Raw genomic sequence first — 16,395 nt, 5'->3', positions numbered from 1 at the left:
CCGACCTCGTGCCGCAGAAGGAGAATCCTAGGAGGTCTCCACCAGGTTGTCGGCGCCGAGGATCTCACGGGCGCGTTCCAGGTCGGCCTCATCGGCACTCTGTGCGACCAGCAGGAAACGACCCGCCGTCAGGTGCTCGGTGAGCTTCGGCAGATGCTTCTTGGCCACGAAATGGCCGGTGACCGCACCAACCACACCACCCAGTGCGCTGAAGGCGGCCGCACCTTCGACACCACCGGCGAGCGCCGCCGCGAGGGAACCGGCGACCACGACAGGCCCGACACCCGGAACCAGAAGGAGAGCCGACCCGGACAGAAGGCCGAAGATACCGCCGAACCAGGCGCCGAACTTGGCGTCGGACTTGGCGACATCCTTGCCGTTGATGAATCCGTGAACCTCAGTCGTGCTCTCCAGGTTCTGGGTGATCACGGAAACATGTTCGATGGGGAATCCAGCTTCACCGAGCTTCCTGACCGCTTCGGTCGCCGCCTCCAGCGAGTCGAATACCGCAACCTCACCCTGGTTGATGTTCGTTGTTTCCTGGCTCATGTTGTCCTCCATCAATCTCGGTAGTTCTCGATAAATGTCTGCCCCGGAACAGCTCCTCCAGGGGAAACCTCCGAACCGATCGGACCCATTCGGTGAATGGACCATGCGCGCTGTTCTCCGGCCATGCTCTCAGGCACAGTTTTGTCGGCGGCCACCAACCGGAACGATGAAAGCGGAAAACATCCGATTCCGTCCAACAGCAACGTCGGAAGATACAGAATTGCACCCATTATCGCGGCCAGAAGTAGTGTTAGTACATCTGCGACCGCTGGATACGTTTTTCATGATAAGGATCATCAGGCAAACTTTCCACAAATCTTCTGTATTTTTTATACTGATAACCCCTCATTTTTTATCAGTTTTTTCTCACTGTTTCGCTCATCCAGGTTAATTTCACTCAGCGAATGCCCGTCAACCGCCCACCTATCCGTCGGGAGATCGGTGTCCGGCACCACAACATCCCGATCCCGTCGGTCCGCCGGGCCCGACCACGGAGAGCGCACGCACCGGAATCATGGACCGGAGTCCCGTGACAGGGCGGAACAAACTTCCCCGGTTCGACTGAAACTCAGCAAAACCGCCACACCGACGGCCCCGCCACCATCAGCCGGTCCACGGATGAGTGGGATGACACCTGCCGACGCGGTCCGCGCTGGAACCGGATGCGCCCCGGTATCGGGCATTGTCCCGAAGGTTCACCGGTTCCACCCCGGCACCGGTCCGCACATCCCCCGACGGTTACGGGAGCGATTCCTGTCTCCGCCGTACACGTGCGACGACGGGAGCGTGATCGGATTGCCCGGATCCGATGATGTGGACGCCACCGTCGACGACACTCCATCCGTCGGGGATGAGGATGTGGTCGATGGGTGAACGTGCCCATCCGGGGAGGGAGGTCGGCCATGTTCCTCCACCGAAGATCGGTGCGGCGGCCACCGCATCCGTGTGCGTGTCGATCTGCGCCAGGTCACCGTGCCGGAGCACGGCGTTGAGATCACCGATGATCAGGGCGCCGGGGTTCGCCGCGGCGAGAGCGGCGACGGCTCCCAGATCACCGCGCCACCGGCCCATGAGACCAGGCAGTGGAGGCGCGGTGTGGAGACCGATGACATCCGGTTTCCCTGTCCCGGGGTGCCCGGATGAAACGTGAATGGTGCCGAATGTGACACGGGAGGACCCGGGGACCTCTGTGGTCCGGTAGTCCCCGAGCCCCTCTGCGGTGAGGACCGTGACGGGTGTCCCTCCGCTGACGAAGGACCGGTAGCCGGCAGGAACCTCACCGGAATACTCGGGGAGAACCGCGATGTCGGGGTGGATGTCCCGGACGAGGGCGGCGAGGTTCTCCGGGGTGACGGAATCGCCGGTGTTCCACTCGAGCACGACGAGTTCCCCCTCCCCGCCGACTCCCGCGTCACTGACAGTGGGCCGCTGGACGGGCAGGAAACTCCCCGCACCGGCTATGACGAGTACCGCGCCCGCGACGGGCAGAGCCCGGAAACGCCGCAGGGGCACACCGACCGCACCGATGACGCCCAATCCCGCGCCGATCACGACCGGAAATGCCGTGAGGTGGGCGATGACGGGCCAGGTGGTGGTCGGGTTCCCGGGCAGGAACGCCCAGACCAGAGCCGCTGTGAGGATGCAGAGGGACAGGATACGCATCACAGCTCCAGAGCGTCGAGGATCAGGTCGGATGCGTCGGAGACACTCGTACGCCACAGGATGTCGGCGCGGGTGTCGGCGCGCCCCGGGCCACCGTTGATGACGATGAGGGGAATTCCGGCGCGGCCGGCGTCGAGCGCGATGCGGTATCCGCTCATGACGGCTAGTGAACTGCCCATGACGACGAGGGCACGCGAGTCGTGGAGGAGCCTGTTGACGGTGGCACGCCGGTCGGTCGGGACGGGTTCGCCGAAGTAGACGACATCGGGTTTGAGGAGTCTCGAATCGCAGTGGGTACAGCCGACGAGCCGGAAACGGGTGACGATGTCCGGTGTGAGGTCGATGTCGCCGTCGGGGCGGACGTCCCCCGTGCCCACGGCCCGGGCACACTCGAGGTATCCCGGATTCGCCGCGGCGAGACGGCGGTCGAGGTCGGGGCGCGGTTCTCGGTTCCCGCAGCGGAGGCAGACGACGACGGAGAGATCACCGTGCAGTCCGATGACGGTGCGGGACCCGGCGGCGGTGTGGAGACCGTCGACGTTCTGGGTGACGATCCCGGTGATCAGCCCGGCGCGTTCGAGTTCGACGAGGGTGTGGTGGGTGCGGTTCGGCTCCGCACCGGCCATGCGCAGCCAGCCGATGAAACTGCGGGCCCAGTAGCGGTGGAGCGCCCCGGGATCGTGGCGGAACTCCTGGTAGGTCATCGGCCGGCCGCGGGTGAGGGACCCCACGGGTCCGCGGTAGTCGGGGATCCCGGAGTCGGTGGACACCCCGGCGCCGGTGAGCACGAGGGCCCCGCCACGACGCAGTGCCTCCGCGGTGGTGGTCAGTGCGTCATCCGGCGGCGTGGGTCGCGCTGTCTCCCGGACGACGCGGGAGATGGAGCGGAGTGCGGAGTCGTGGATGCGGGCGATGTCCGGGGTGAAGCTGGTCAACCGGCGACCAGCCTGGTGACGATCTTCCCCATCCAGTGGGGGGTGAGTTCGCGGGCGGTGTGCATGATGCGGTCGGTGGTGGACACGTCGTAGTGCACCTTCGCGCGGGTGAGACGGTTGGTGGGGTGCACGGCGTCCCAGAGAATGTCGGCGACGGCCTCGGGTGTGATGTTGACGCCGAGGCGGCGGACGGATCCGGCGTCGACGTCGGCGAGGCTGGTTTTGGCCCAGAGGGGCCACAGGTCGACGACGCGGATTCCGTCGTCGTGCCATTCGAGGTTCAGCGCCTCGGTGAGACCGGCGACGTAGAACTTGGTGGCGGAGTAGACGCTGATGTCGGGTTGTCCGTAGATCGCGGACGCGGAGGCCATGTTGACGAGATGCGACCGGGGTGTCGCTGCGAGGTAGGGGTGCGCGGCGCGGGCGCCGAGGGTGACGCCGAGGCAGTTGACGTTGATCTGTGCGGCGATGTGTCCGGGATCCATCCCGGCGAGGTGCCCGTCGGCGATGATGCCGGCGTTGTTGTCGAGCACGTCGAGCCGTCCGCCGGTGTGGGCGGTGAATTCGGTGAGTGCGGCGTCCCAGCTGTCCGGATCGGTGACGTCGAGGTGGCCGCTGATCATCGTGCCGCCCTGTTCCTCGCTGATGTCGGGGCCGTCGACGGAGATGTCGTAGACCCCGACGGTCCAGCCCTCGCGGAGGAAGCGGCCGGCGACGGCTGCCCCGATTCCCTGGGCGCCGCCCGAGATGAAGATGTTTCCCATAGGTTTGAGTGTATGACTGATTCCTCCACAACTGCAGCTGCCATCACGATCACCTGTCCGGCGGACGGTCGGACGGTGGGGCAGGTGACGGGCCACACGCGAGCGGATGTCCGTTCCGCGTTCGCCGTGGCGAGACGGGCGCAGCCGGTGTGGGCCGCCACGCCGGTGTCGGAGCGGAAGTCGATCATGCTGCGGTTCCATGATCTTGTGCTGTCGCACCGGGACGAGCTGCTGGATCTGATCCAGGCGGAGACGGGCAAGAACCGGGCCAGTGCGTTCGATGAGGTGCTCGATGTGGCGGTGACGGCGCGGCACTACGCGTTCGCGGCGGCCGGGCTGCTCGCGCCGGAACGGGTCAAGGGGGCGTTGCCGGTGTTGACGCGCACCGTCGTGGAGCGGGCACCGGTCGGCGTGGTCGGGGTGATCTCCCCGTGGAACTATCCGCTGTCGATGGCCGTCTCCGACGCGGTACCCGCTCTCCTGGCGGGCAACGCGGTGGTGCTGAAACCGGATTCGGCGACGCCGTTGACGGCGCTCAAGGCGTCGGAGCTGCTGTCCGCCGCGGGTCTGCCGGCGGAGCTGTTCCAGGTGCTGCCCGGCGCTGGCGAGGAGGTCGGCGGAGCGATCGCCGACGAGTGTGACTACCTGATGTTCACGGGGTCCACGGCGACGGGCCGGATCCTGGGTGCGAAGGCCGGGGAGCGGTTGATCGGCTATTCGGCGGAGTTGGGGGGCAAGAATCCCCTGATCGTCGCCCCGGACGCCGATCTGGCGCGCGCGGCGCGCGGCGCGCGGCAGGCGTGCTTCGCGAACACGGGCCAGTTGTGCATCTCCGTGGAGCGGATCTACGTGCACGAGGAGGTCGCGGGTGACTTCACCGCCCGATTCCTGGCGGAGGTGTCGTCGATGACGGTCGGTGCGGGTCCGGGCTGGGACGTCGACATGGGTTGCCTGATCTCCGAGGGGCACCTGGAGCGGGTGCGGTCGATGGTCGATGATGCGGTGTCGAGGGGCGCCCGGGTCCTGGCCGGTGGCCGTCCGCTGCCGGACCTGGGGCCGACGTTCTACGCGCCGACGGTGTTGACGGATGTGCCACCGGACGCGGAGCTGTATGACGGGGAGGTGTTCGGCCCGGTGGTGTTCCTGGAGACGGTCGCCAGCGTCGACGAGGCGGTGGAACGGGCCAACGAGACCACCTACGGGCTGAATGCCAGTGTGTGGGCGGCTCCGTCGACGGGCCGCCGCATCGCGTCGCGGCTGCACGCGGGCACCGTGAACGTGAACGAGGGTTTCGCCGCGGCGTGGGGTTCGGTCGCCGCCCCGATGGGTGGTTGGCGGGCCTCGGGGCTGGGTCGACGCCACGGGGCGGTGGGGTTGACGAAGTACACGGAGACCCGCACCGTCGCGACGCAGCACCTCATGCCGGTGTCGGGTCCGCCCGGTGTCGACCGGGAGTTGTTCTCGGACGTTATGTCGACGGCTTTGCGCTGGGGCAAGCGTGTCCTGCGCTGACCGGATCGTCTGGCTGCGCCGGGATCTCCGCCTGCACGATCATCCGGCTCTGGCGGCGGGCGGTCCCGACGCGCGGGTCGTCGTGGTGCGGGAGCCTGCGGCGAACGGTTTCCAGCGGGCGCTCGTCGACGCCGCGTTGGATGAGGTCCGTGCGCACCGCACGGTGGAGGTTTTCGACGGCGATCCACGCGAGGTGATTCCGGGGCTGAACCCGGCGAAGGTGTGGGTGAGCGCCGACTTCACGCCGTCGGGTCTGGCCCGTGACCGGGCGGTCTCGGACGCCCTCGGCCCCGGTGTGATGGAGGCCGCCGGGTCCGCGTACGCCGTCGATCCGGGGATCCTGCGCACGGGGCAGGGCGGGCACTACAAGGTTTTCACGCCGTTCTACCGGGCGTGGTGCGACTACGGTGCCGATGATCCCGTGGGTGGCCTCCCGGGCGAGGACGGGCTGCCGGTCACCCGGGCGTGGCGGGACTGGTGCGGATTCCTGCGGGACCGGCTGGACGGCTACGCGGAGAACCGGGACATCCCGGCGATCGACGGTACGTCACGGATCTCGGGGTGGCTGGCCGTGGGTGCCCTGCACCCGCGGAGTCTGCTGGCCACACTGGCGGTCGCGGATGCGCCGGAGGATGACAAGGAGGCGTTCGCCCGCGAGCTGGTGTTCCGCGAGTTCTACGCCGATTTCCTCCACCACCGCCCGGAGACGGCGCACAGTGACGTGAATCCGCGGTTCGCCGGTTTCCGGTGGAACGAGTCCGGTTCGGAGTTCGACCTGTGGGCCCGGGGCCGGACGGGTTTCCCGATCGTGGACGCCGGGATGCGTCAGCTCGCGGCGACGGGCTGGATGCACAACCGGGTGCGGATGCTGGTGGCGAGTTTTCTCACGAAGGATCTCCACCTGCCGTGGCAGGCGGGAGCGGAACACTTCCGCCGGCATCTGGTCGATTTCGACGTGGCCAGCAACCAGCACTCGTGGCAGTGGTGCGCCGGCACGGGTACGGACGCCTCCCCCTACTTCCGGGTGTTCAATCCGATGGCCCAGGGGAAGAAGTTCGATCCCGACGCCCGCTACATCACCCGCTGGGTCCCGGAGTTGCGGGGCGTTCCGGCCGGTGACATCCACGCGATACGCAATCTTCCGTCGGAGTATCCGGTGCCGATCGTCGATCACGCGGAGGAGCGCCGCGACGCGCTGGCACGCTACGAGGAGGTCCGTTGAGGGTCAGGCAGACCGGCGACAGTTGCGCCAGATGCCCGTCGCGACGCCTGCGGCAACATGGTTGATCCCGGAAACGTGCAGGCTCCGGACAGGTCATCCCGGAAATCTCGGTGCCTCCATCACCGGAATCAGGGAAATGAGTCGCCGGCGTCAGCGCCCGATGGCCCGCACCATTTCTTCCGCCACAACCCGGTGCCCGAATTCCGTGTTGTGCCACGGAACCAGACCTTGATTCCCCCGACCATCGATGTATCCGGTCAACCAGGGGTCCGGGCTGCAGCTGCTGTGACCCGCGGTCACGGCATGAAGGTCGATGAAGTCCAGCCCGAGTTGGTCCGCAGCGGATCGCTGAGCCGAGCGGAGGTTGCGGAATGTCTGAACCAGGTTTCCCGTGCCCGGTCGGAAGATGTACGCCTCACCCACACGCGCACACATGTCGGCGCTCCAGCCGGGCACGATCTCCGGGTATCCGACAAGGTGGATACGTGCCAGTGGCGCGTAGTAACGCAGATACTCGATCATCTGCTTGATACGTGCGGTAAAGGCCTCTCCCGTGACCGCGACGGGGTCACCGATCAGACCGGATCCGACCGCCTGATCGCTGCAACCGAGGAGTGGCGACACCATGCAGGTGGTCGCGGTCCTGGACATTGGCAGGCCTGGGTTGCTCCAGCCTTCGTTGAAGCCGATCTGGATGAAGATGTCGCTCGTCCGCGTGCCGATACCACCGAGGGACTCCGCGTGGCGAACCTGGTCCGACAGCGGCAGCCCGGGACCTTCAGCGAGGTCAGCTCCCCAACATGAAGCATCGATGAGATCGTTCTGCTCCAGTCCCAGGAACTCCCGGAGTCGGTTCGGCCAACTGTGTGGAGAATGTATGCAGCCGTGCTCATCCATAGCCATCAGGCCGGTCACACCCACGGTATGGGAATCGCCGAACACCAGAATCCTCGAACCACCTTCAGGTGCCCGCGTTGTGGGAATAGTGCGTGAAGACGTAATTGATCGATTGAGCGAACCGGCATCGGACAAGCTCGATGATCCGGTGACACTCTGGGCGGTAGTCGGTTGGACTGTGGCCATCATCATGAAAATGACCATGAGGGGCACTATCTGACGGAGTGTGATGCGTGGGAAAAACAACGAAAGCTCCCTAAATGCGGGTGGTTGGCGGTACCCGGAAAAGGCGCACCCTCCGTCAGGGACCTGCCAGAACCTATAGCAGCATTGGGATGCGGGGAGCAGTACCTCTGGCGCCCCATTTTCACCTCAAAACTAGCACACGGCTCAGATTCTCCTCATCGTCCGAACCCGACTTTCCCGACGTGCGACCTTCGGTATTCCGTATGTGCATGAAGTACACCCACCGTCAACGGTTTGATACCCAACCGGCACGTTTTCCTGAGGAACTCGCCGGGTTTCCGAAAGACTCCGCCTGGCCGATCCGAAACCGCCGAATCGGTCACATTGGTGAGAAAATACTCACCACCCTCAGGCGTGGACACCGCACTTAAGAGAGCCACGGAAACGGCCGCTCCCCTACACGGGAAACGGCCGATGACGATGGGCGTGAACTACAACTGTCAGTACCCGGGGCGACCATCGCCGCCACCCGGCAGCTCCGGCGGAGCAGGCGCAGGGGCCGGAGCGGGAGCGGGAGCAGGCGCGGGCGCGGGTGCAGGCGCAGGAGCCGGAGCGGGAGCAGGTGCAGGTGCAGGCGCAGGCGCGGGAGCAGGTGCAGGCGCGGGTGCAGGCGCAGGCGCAGGAGCCGGAGCGGGAGCCGGCGCTTCTGCAGGTTGCTCAGCCGGCGCAGAGGCGGGTGCCTCTGCAGGCTGCTCAGCCGGCGCAGGAACAGGTTTCTCCGTGGTGGATTTCTTGGGCGCAGGAGCCGTCGTTGATGTCTCCGTGCTCTTCTGCGTCGTGGAGCTGGTGGATGTGGTGGTCTCCGATTCGTCCTTGCCCGAGTCGTCGTTGCAGGCGGTCAAACCGAGGGTCAGCGCCAGGATGGTGCCGGAGACGAGAATGCGGTGAGAGTGTTTCATGTCGTTCCTTGGGTGTCGGGGAGTTGATCGATCAGTTCTTACGCGCTCGGAGAGCCGTCAGTTCCTGAGCGTACGCTGGACCTGGTCGGCGGTGACCCAGTTGGCGGTTGCCGTCGGATGCCACATGAGGAAGTTCCGGAACTGGTCCGATCCGTCGAGCGTTCCGGTCACCCACGAGTCACCGGAACAGCTACTGTGTCCGGCGGTCGCCGCATCCACGTCCACGAAGCCGAGGTTGAGCCGTCGGGCTGCCTCACGCTGTGCCACAACAAGGTTTCGGTAGGCGTCGGCGAGCGGCCAGCTCTCCGGGATGACGCTGTTCGCCGGGCCGACCTTGAGGCACATGTCGCGGCCATTCTCCGGTGCGAGGCGGACGTAGCTCACCAGCTGGATCTTGGCTCCCGGCGCATAGTAGCGGAGATAATCGATGACCGGCTTCACCCGGGCGACGTAGGCGTCCGCCGTCACGGCGTCCGGATTGATGAACCGTCCGCGATCGACTCCTCGCTGTCCACAGCTACCGATGAGATCCGAGGCGCAGTTCCTCTGCGAGGTGAACATAGTCAGTCCGGGGCGGGACCAGTCATCGTTGCTACCGAGTTGGATGAGGATGTCCGTGGTGCGGGTGCCGAGACCTCCGAGCGCCTCGGCGTAGCGGACCTGATCGGCGAGGGTCAGACCATCGGCGTCGAGGGATGCGCCGTAGCAGGAGGCGTCGAGGACATCGTTGGCGGCTACACCCATCTTCTCCCCGAGCTGGGCGGGCCAGCTCCGGGTGGAATGCAGGCATCCCCGCGTGTCCGCGTACATCGGGGCCGTCACACCGCCGGTGTGCGAGTCACCGAACACGAGGACCTTCGCACCACCTTCGGGCGCTCTGACGTCCGGACGATTCTGTGAGGAAGTGGTCACCCGGTTCCAGGTTCCGATGTCGCCACCGGAAGACCCGATGGCGGTAGCCGGCGCAGCGGTGAAGGCGAGCACGGTCCCGATACACAGGGTGGCGGCGAGAGCGGGTAGACGGCGTAGGTGCATCAGATAACTCCAGTTTTCAGGTTGTTTTTCGGGGTAAATCTTATGTGATTCGGGCGACGACGTGATCTCGTCAGACTCTGTCACTCGTTTTCCTCGGATCGGGGGCCTTGCCCAGGAGCACCATGAGGTCCCTCCGCAGAACGTTCGTCCGGTCGTTGGGGATCGTGCTCCGGGGCCTCCTGTTCTTCCGCGTTCCGGCGGTCGCCTTCATGAGTGGGTCGTCGACGAAGGTGAACATGAGCCACGCGAGGATGAAGGAGAGCACGAAGCTCGCGGCGGCCGCGACCACCCAACCCCAGAATCCGTGCGCCGTTCCGGCGATGAAGTACCGCTGGATGAACACCATCACGGGGAACTGCACCATGTAGAACGCAAAAGAAATGTTCCCGAGCAGGACCATCCGGGGCCCACCGATGCCCTTGGCCACGCCCCTCATGTCCCGGACAGCGAGCGTGGCGACGACGATGGTCATGGGGAGGGACATCACGACACTCATCTTGAAGGCGACCGGCACGAACCACGTCGCCACGTAGGACAGGGCGAGCAGGCCGAGCGGCCAGGTGATGGACACGTTGGTGAACTGCTTCTCCCACACCAGTTTCGCGGCGAAAACACCCAGGTAGAACTCGACGAGGCGGGTCAACGGAAAATAGTAGGAGAGCCAGTAGGTGTGATCCACCGGGATAGCGGTTTGCGCGAACCACACCGGATCGGCGTGGACATCAGCGACGGGAGAGACATTCGTGTCCGGCCAGAGCCTGGGGACGAAGAAGTTCTCGGTCGATTTGGAACCCCCCGCGTAGAGATGAATGACGATGATCGCGGACAGCGACATCAGGAACAACGCACCGAACGCCACCCAGTTGCCGCGCCCGGTGACCCTGTTGACCAACGGGACGAGGACCGGGAAGGACAGGTAGAAGAGCATCTCCGCGCCGAGCGACCAGCTGGGTACGTTCATACCGCCGAGAACGGCCCAGTCGGGGTTCCACGTGTGGATGAGCAGGGCGTTGGGCAGCCAGAGTTCCAGCCGGGAGAGATCCATCGCCAGGTTCACACCGGCGCCGGTGACCGAAGCGGAGGCCGCGATGAACAGGACCATGCTCAACAGGTGCATGGGATAGATCTTGGTGATGCGTCTGCGACAGTAGTACAGGATCTTGCCGAGCCCCCGGACACCACTGTTGGACCAGTAGATCAGGAATCCCGAGAGGATGAAGAAGAAGGTGACTCCCGCGCTACCCAGCTGCATCGGGACGTAGCGGTGGATTGTGGCGAACAGCTCGCCGGTCTGGAACGGGTAGACGGGAAGAAATACCAGGGCATGCAGGACGAATACCGCAGCGGCCGCCCACCACCTGGCACCGGTCAGACTCGGTAGATTGGGTCTCCGGTGCACGGTCGGCGTCACGAGGTGTCCGGCTTCAGCCTCCTCACGCGTGGAAGTCACGGGCGATCACCGTCCCATCGCACGGCGGATAGCGTCGGCGGCAACCCAGTTACCGTGAGGTGTCGGGTGCCAGAGGCCGATTCCCTGATTGTCTGACCCGTCGAAGATGCCGGTGAGCCACGGGTCCGCCGAGCAGCTGTCGTGCCCTGCGGTGATGGCCGTGAGATCAATGAAGTTCAAGCCAAGCTTGTCCGCGGCACCGCGTTGAGCCGAACGCAGGTTGTGGAAGATCGCGGCGAGATTCTGCGTGCCCGGGCGTTGGACGTTGGTCCTCCCGATCCGGATGCAGACCGTGTCCTGGTTCTCCGGGACCGTCTCCGTGTAGCCGACGAGGTGAATCCTGCTGTTGGGCGCGTAGTAGCGCAGATACGTGACCACCTGCTCGATCCGGGCCGCGTATTCATCCGGGGTGATGACGTTCGGATCGGTGATGAAACCCCGCTGTACCGCACCATCCGTGCATCCGAGTCCGGGTGCGATGATGCAGTTGGCGGCCGTGGGCAGCATCGGGAGATTGGCGCGGGACCAGGCTTCGTTGTAACCGAGCTGGATGAAGATGTCCGAGGTCGCGGGTCCCAGTCCCCCAAGGCTCTCCACGTATCGGACCTGATCGGCGAGAGTGGTTCCCGGTCCACGAGCGAGTATCGCTCCCCAGCAGGAGGCGTCGATGAACTGACCGTCGACCATTCCCAGGGAGTCCCGGAGTTTTCTGGGCCAGCTCTGGTCGGAGTGCATGCATCCACGTTCATCGGTGGACACCCGGCCGTTGATCCCGCCGGTGTGGGAATCGCCGAACACGAGGATCTCCGCCCCTCCTTCCGGCGCCCGGGCGTCAACATGACTCCATGAGGAGGTGACAGCCTTGTTGAGCGTGCCGATGTCGCTGCTGGTGGAGGAGCCGGGGAGCCCGTGGGCGATGGTCGGCATCACCGTGAGTGCCAGCGCAGCACTGGAGACCGCGACGAGAGCGCGAAAGGCGAGGCGAGATGATCGCAAAAGATACTCCCAAGATCGTGAGCTTTGTTGTCGGACGTCGGCGGATTCCAGATTGGATTCTCCGCCACATCCACCGGAAATCAACTGTTCCAATTGGATGGATGAACCGGAAGGAGTGGCGTCCGCGGCGATATCCGGGTTCCGTGTAATTCACCTGAATTTCACGGTACCGCGAATTGCACCTACCGCGGGGTTTCCCGCAATTACCCTAACATCTCCACGTAGGTGGATTTACCGGGCGGAAAACAGCATTTCCGGCAGACCGGTAATGCGATTCCGTGAAGGGAATACGTCCGTTTTATCCGATGACGCCGAGAATCCGGTCGTGGTTGTACTGCATCTGACGCACCCATGGTGCCCACGTATGCAGCCCCATACCCTGCTGGTGATCAACGCTGATGCCCTGCGCCCGAGCTTTGGCCACGAAGCTGATCGTGGATAGGTTGATCAGGAACTCACCGAGAATCGCCAGCGGCACCGCCAGCGGTGCCGGGAAGGTGTCTTCCGGATTCTTGGCTCCGTTGCCCGAATAGACGATGGTGTCGACGTTGCGGAGCCCCTGAACGTTCGCCACCGGATCGAGTTTGTTCATGTTGGAGCTGAAGGCGGGAGAGGTGCCGAACAGTTCCCAGACCTGACCACCGCCGAAGGAGGAACCGGCGACTCCGACCGCAGCGATCATAGGCAGGTGAGTGGCCGCGGCGGGATCGAGGAATCCGGACAGCGCAATCGCCTGCTTGAACTGGTCATTGTGTCGCGCTGCGAGGGTGAGGGTGGGCAGCGCACCCATCGAGATACCCGCGACCGAGTTGCGGTGCGGATTTACCCCGAAGTGCTGCTGAAGCCAGCCGGGAAGTTCACCGGTGAGGAATGTCTCCCACTGCGCCCACTGCAGTGGCGGAACCTGTCCGACCTCCTCGAGGAAACCGGAGGACAGGGGTTGGCCCGCCTGCGCCCAGTCGGCATAGAACTGGCCCCGCCCACCACCGGGCATCACGATCGTGATGTTGTCGTCGAGGAACTGGTTCATGACATCTGTCCGCGACCAGTAGTTGCTGTCCCTGGGGGCCTCCAGACCGTCGAGAAGATACAGCCCCCCGTCGCCTCCCCGGGAGGAAGGCTGGATCAGCACCGGCATATCCCTGCCGTTCGATGGCGACGGAACCCAGCACTTCTGCACCCAGTGACCCGACTCATCCCAGTCGCAACCGGGACGCAACCAGTCGCGGTTGCCGGCCGCGGATGCGGGTGTGGCACCCACAACCACCAGTACAGCGGTGACGGCAGCCACCATGGAGAAAACAAGGGAGGTGCGCAGATAATCCCGGATGCGCCATTGAGAAGGCGACGTAAGCTCATTCATGCATCCAAATCTATCCTATTTGCATGATATCGCCAGTACCTCCGGGGGGAATTGAGGTACCGCCTATTCAAATTGATGGGGTTCAAGTTTTCTTACCTCTACAATTCCCGGTTTCGGGGAGGACCCTCTCACAGGAGGGATCATCGCCACCACTTTTCTCCAATATATGAGAGCGGTTTTCAATCTAAGCAGGCCCGGTCGCCACGCCACTCGACGCCATCGGTGTGCTAAACGCTCCCCTGTTGTCTGTGCCGGTCGGCCCTTCGTCGATGAACGAGCCAACCTCCGGCCAGAATGTTCAACCTCCGTCATTGACCCTGCCACGGTGTCAGACTGTTGACTGGAGTCATGAACAACAGCCGAGGACTCAGAATAGGTGTATTCTCCCAGCTCACCGGCATCAGTGTGCGGATGCTCCGGTACTATGGCACCCACCGCGTCCTCATCCCGGCGGCGACTGATCCCGCCACCGGATACCGGTTCTCTCCTCCGACCAGGTACCGGAGGCACCGCTCGTCACCCGGTTGCGCGATGCAGGTTTCCCGGTCCGCGACATCCGGCAGATTCTCGATTCCTGGAGGAACACGGACGTCGCCACCACACTGATCCGGGAACGACGCCGTGCGATCCTCGGGGACATAGAGGCCGCCGAAGCACAGTTGCGCGCCCTCGATCCCCCCGACCTGCGGGTGAACGCCGACCCGGTTCCGGTCACCCGGACCGTGTTCCCGGCCATGGACGTCATCAGCCTGCGCGAGGTGCTGCCCGACTACAACCACGAGCATCACCTGTGGGAACAACTCCGCGGCCTGACGGTCGGGGAATCGGCGCCTGTGCTGCCGGGAGGTGTCGCCGGAGCCCTCTACCACGACGCCGAGTTCCGCGAATCACGGACCGACGTGGAGATCTTCGTGCAGGTGTCCGGGGTGCGAACCGGAGGAACCGGTGACGCACCGTGTACTTCCCAGGTGTCATGTCGTCACGGCCACACTCCACGGGCCGAACGAACGGATGGGCACTGTCACCACACAGATAGGTGCCTATCTGGTCGAACACGGTCTGGAGGCCGGGCCGATGATGAATATCTACCGGGTCTCCCCGGCGCAGAACCCGGATCCGGAGACCTGGGTCACCGATGTGGTGTTCCCCCTGGTTCAGAGCGATGGCATGCCGGCGACGTAGGCGACCTGGCCGACGTGTTGGGCAGCATCGTCGATGATGCTGACGAGACGGGCGGCCCTCGTGACGGGTGGATCGTAGGAGTCGTCGATGATCTCGTCCCACTGCCCGTCCCGCAGGCTCTCGGCGTACCGCGCCGCGGCGGAACACACGGCGACGAGATACTCGGTGAGTCCCTCCTGATCATCGGACACGATCCGGGCCGCGTCCTCGGTTCTGTCGCCGTATCCGATGCCGTCACCGGCGGGGCCGAGGTTCAACCGTTCCCGCCACCCGTCCGCCCACACCTCGTCCGCACCGGCGAGCTGAGCGAGTTGGGCGTCCATCTGCCGGGCTGCGTGCCAGAGCAACCATGCCGGCGAATTCGGGTGTCCTCCTGGATGACCGTTCAGTACGTCAGATGCGAGAACGGGCAGAGCCGCCGCGGCGTCGGCCGGCCGGTGGGCGAGGTCTCTGTACAGTGCAGAAAGGTCCATAACCGTCAGTGTAGATTCCGTGACGACTACTGAATGGGGTGCGCGGGGCGTTTCCGGAGATCGGGAGATCAGCACGCGGACATCACGGGCTGTCGTTGCGGCCCGGTGACCCCATCACCCGGTACTCCCTGCGAACGTGGGACCGGCTGTAGTCATCAGCCAGGGCTGACGGGTATCCCGTAATCTCCGCTGCTGCACCGGTCTCGTGGTGCTGCGGTGTGACAGGGATCCGCGTCGGTCGGAGGGTATCGCTGCAAGCCGGTTGTGGAGGTTTCCGGTACCGGTGCCCGTCCCCGACGATGATGACGTACGGGCGATCTTCGTGCCGTGGACGCGGCAGCAGTCACCGGTCTTCCCCAGCTGCCATTCGCTCCGTGCGACGGGTCGTGGTCGATTCGCTGAGCAGATTCACCGCCAGGGTGCGGATCCCCTCCCTGACCTTGTCCGGGATACGAAGCTCGGGCTGCGCGGCGATACACAGTTCCGGGGCGTACCAGATGGTTTCCCCTGGGCGGACCGCGAAACTCAGGTGCACGTCCTCCGCGACCCGGGCGCCTGCCGCGCGTATGGAGCGGCGGACGGAACACCACCAGTCGCGGCGGATACTGTAGTTGGAGCCGTAGAACGGCTGGTGCCCGAGGATCCTCCCCACCGATGAGCCGTGGGCACGCCGGTAGGTGCCGCTGAGGAGATCTCCGCGCCGACCGGGGATCTCGAAACGGGTCGGACCGCTGACCCCGACAACGGAGAAACCACGGGTCCGGCTGTTCGCGAGATCCCATACCTCAAGCAGTCGTTCGAGGTGATCGGGTGCTGGATTACTCCGAGGATTGACCCGCAGGAGCACCGGGTTGGAGGCGGCATCGAACCCGGCCGAAGCCGGTAGGACATCGGGACCGGTGAGCACCGGCGAAACGCCGTGGTCACAAACGACTCCGCTGACGTCGGTCGGCGTTTCCGGATCCGTGACGGCAAGAATCTCCGCCGCGGGAACGGTTTGCCGGTCGAGTGCATCGAGACATCGCCGCAGTAGTTCTGCGTCACTGCCCGCGGGAACGATGACGCTGATACCGGTCGCTGCCGCATTCTGTGGCTCCGGTGACATCATTGACCTCTCCCCGGCGGCCGACGGTCGCGGGCCACCGTTTTGAACAGTGTAGTCCGGCGACTCCGGGCCACTCCCGGCACTGGTTGCCATGCTCACCCACCA

The 16,395-nt window shown here is 64.8% G+C and carries 16 protein-coding genes; 5 read left to right on the top strand and 11 right to left on the bottom strand.

Annotation, left to right across the window (positions count from 1 at the left end; genetic code table 11):
- Nucleotides 1–27 precede the first annotated feature (27 nt).
- The 4 genes from JDV75_RS08400 to JDV75_RS08385 form a co-directional block, all read right to left on the bottom strand.
- Nucleotides 28–549 (bottom strand): general stress protein, encoded by a 522-nt coding sequence (locus tag JDV75_RS08400; RefSeq protein ID WP_198738811.1) that lies wholly within the window; start codon nucleotides 547–549, stop codon nucleotides 28–30.
- A 738-nt stretch (nucleotides 550–1,287) separates the two neighbouring features.
- Nucleotides 1,288–2,211, bottom strand: coding sequence for an endonuclease/exonuclease/phosphatase family protein (locus tag JDV75_RS08395; protein WP_198738810.1), 924 nt, complete (start codon nucleotides 2,209–2,211; stop codon nucleotides 1,288–1,290).
- Nucleotides 2,211–3,146 (bottom strand): Sir2 family NAD-dependent protein deacetylase, encoded by a 936-nt coding sequence (locus tag JDV75_RS08390; RefSeq protein WP_232958370.1) that lies wholly within the window; start codon nucleotides 3,144–3,146, stop codon nucleotides 2,211–2,213. Before JDV75_RS08390 ends, JDV75_RS08395 begins: the two co-directional genes overlap by 1 nt.
- A complete protein-coding gene (locus tag JDV75_RS08385) occupies nucleotides 3,143–3,910 on the bottom strand; it encodes an SDR family oxidoreductase (RefSeq protein ID WP_198738809.1) in 768 nt (255 codons plus the stop codon). Before JDV75_RS08385 ends, JDV75_RS08390 begins: the two co-directional genes overlap by 4 nt.
- 12 nt (nucleotides 3,911–3,922) lie before the next feature.
- Here JDV75_RS08385 and JDV75_RS08380 point away from each other — a divergent pair, with 12 nt between their 5' ends.
- Nucleotides 3,923–5,422: a succinic semialdehyde dehydrogenase gene (locus JDV75_RS08380; protein ID WP_198738808.1), complete on the top strand. Its 1,500-nt coding sequence runs from the start codon at nucleotides 3,923–3,925 to the stop codon at nucleotides 5,420–5,422.
- A complete protein-coding gene (locus JDV75_RS08375; RefSeq protein WP_198738807.1) occupies nucleotides 5,409–6,644 on the top strand; it encodes an FAD-binding domain-containing protein in 1,236 nt (411 codons plus the stop codon). Before JDV75_RS08380 ends, JDV75_RS08375 begins: the two co-directional genes overlap by 14 nt.
- A gap of 150 nt (nucleotides 6,645–6,794) precedes the next feature.
- Here JDV75_RS08375 and JDV75_RS08370 read toward each other — a convergent pair whose 3' ends face one another.
- A complete protein-coding gene (locus tag JDV75_RS08370) occupies nucleotides 6,795–7,727 on the bottom strand; it encodes an SGNH/GDSL hydrolase family protein (RefSeq protein ID WP_255520536.1) in 933 nt (310 codons plus the stop codon).
- 780 nt (nucleotides 7,728–8,507) lie between these two features.
- Here JDV75_RS08370 and JDV75_RS08365 point away from each other — a divergent pair.
- Nucleotides 8,508–8,675, top strand: coding sequence for a hypothetical protein (locus JDV75_RS08365; protein ID WP_198738805.1), 168 nt, complete (start codon nucleotides 8,508–8,510; stop codon nucleotides 8,673–8,675).
- A gap of 68 nt (nucleotides 8,676–8,743) precedes the next feature.
- On the opposite strand, the gene JDV75_RS08360 is transcribed toward JDV75_RS08365, so the two are convergent.
- The 4 genes from JDV75_RS08360 to JDV75_RS08345 form a co-directional block, all read right to left on the bottom strand.
- On the bottom strand, nucleotides 8,744–9,721 hold the full coding sequence (locus JDV75_RS08360) for an SGNH/GDSL hydrolase family protein (protein ID WP_198738804.1): 978 nt from the start codon (nucleotides 9,719–9,721) through the stop codon (nucleotides 8,744–8,746).
- Between the two features lie 70 nt (nucleotides 9,722–9,791).
- Nucleotides 9,792–11,171 carry an acyltransferase family protein gene (locus JDV75_RS08355; RefSeq protein WP_198738803.1) on the bottom strand — a complete coding sequence of 460 codons (1,380 nt, stop codon included), beginning with the start codon at nucleotides 11,169–11,171 and terminating at the stop codon, nucleotides 9,792–9,794.
- Between the two features lie 6 nt (nucleotides 11,172–11,177).
- Complete coding sequence (locus tag JDV75_RS08350) at nucleotides 11,178–12,167, bottom strand: SGNH/GDSL hydrolase family protein (protein WP_198738802.1); 990 nt, start codon at nucleotides 12,165–12,167, stop codon at nucleotides 11,178–11,180.
- Nucleotides 12,168–12,465: 298 nt separating this feature from the next.
- On the bottom strand, nucleotides 12,466–13,530 hold the full coding sequence (locus JDV75_RS08345; protein WP_198738801.1) for an alpha/beta hydrolase: 1,065 nt from the start codon (nucleotides 13,528–13,530) through the stop codon (nucleotides 12,466–12,468).
- Nucleotides 13,531–13,878: 348 nt separating this feature from the next.
- Between JDV75_RS08345 and JDV75_RS12380 the strand changes: the two genes are divergently transcribed.
- Both JDV75_RS12380 and JDV75_RS12375 read left to right on the top strand, forming a co-directional pair.
- Nucleotides 13,879–14,136 carry a MerR family DNA-binding transcriptional regulator gene (locus tag JDV75_RS12380; protein ID WP_198738800.1) on the top strand — a complete coding sequence of 86 codons (258 nt, stop codon included), beginning with the start codon at nucleotides 13,879–13,881 and terminating at the stop codon, nucleotides 14,134–14,136.
- A 405-nt stretch (nucleotides 14,137–14,541) separates the two neighbouring features.
- A complete protein-coding gene (locus tag JDV75_RS12375; protein ID WP_198738799.1) occupies nucleotides 14,542–14,712 on the top strand; it encodes a GyrI-like domain-containing protein in 171 nt (56 codons plus the stop codon).
- Here JDV75_RS12375 and JDV75_RS08330 read toward each other — a convergent pair.
- Both JDV75_RS08330 and JDV75_RS08325 read right to left on the bottom strand, forming a co-directional pair.
- Nucleotides 14,685–15,185, bottom strand: coding sequence for a DinB family protein (locus JDV75_RS08330; RefSeq protein ID WP_198738798.1), 501 nt, complete (start codon nucleotides 15,183–15,185; stop codon nucleotides 14,685–14,687). The genes JDV75_RS12375 and JDV75_RS08330 overlap by 28 nt on opposite strands.
- Before the next feature lie 343 nt (nucleotides 15,186–15,528).
- Complete coding sequence (locus JDV75_RS08325) at nucleotides 15,529–16,293, bottom strand: glycosyltransferase family 2 protein (protein WP_198738797.1); 765 nt, start codon at nucleotides 16,291–16,293, stop codon at nucleotides 15,529–15,531.
- Nucleotides 16,294–16,395 lie beyond the last annotated feature (102 nt).

Source organism: Corynebacterium meridianum (assembly GCF_016342265.1).
Taxonomy (GTDB): Bacteria; Actinomycetota; Actinomycetes; order Mycobacteriales; family Mycobacteriaceae; genus Corynebacterium; species Corynebacterium meridianum.
Note: the sequence above shows the minus strand (reverse complement) of the source record. Positions and strands in the feature narration are given on the sequence as shown.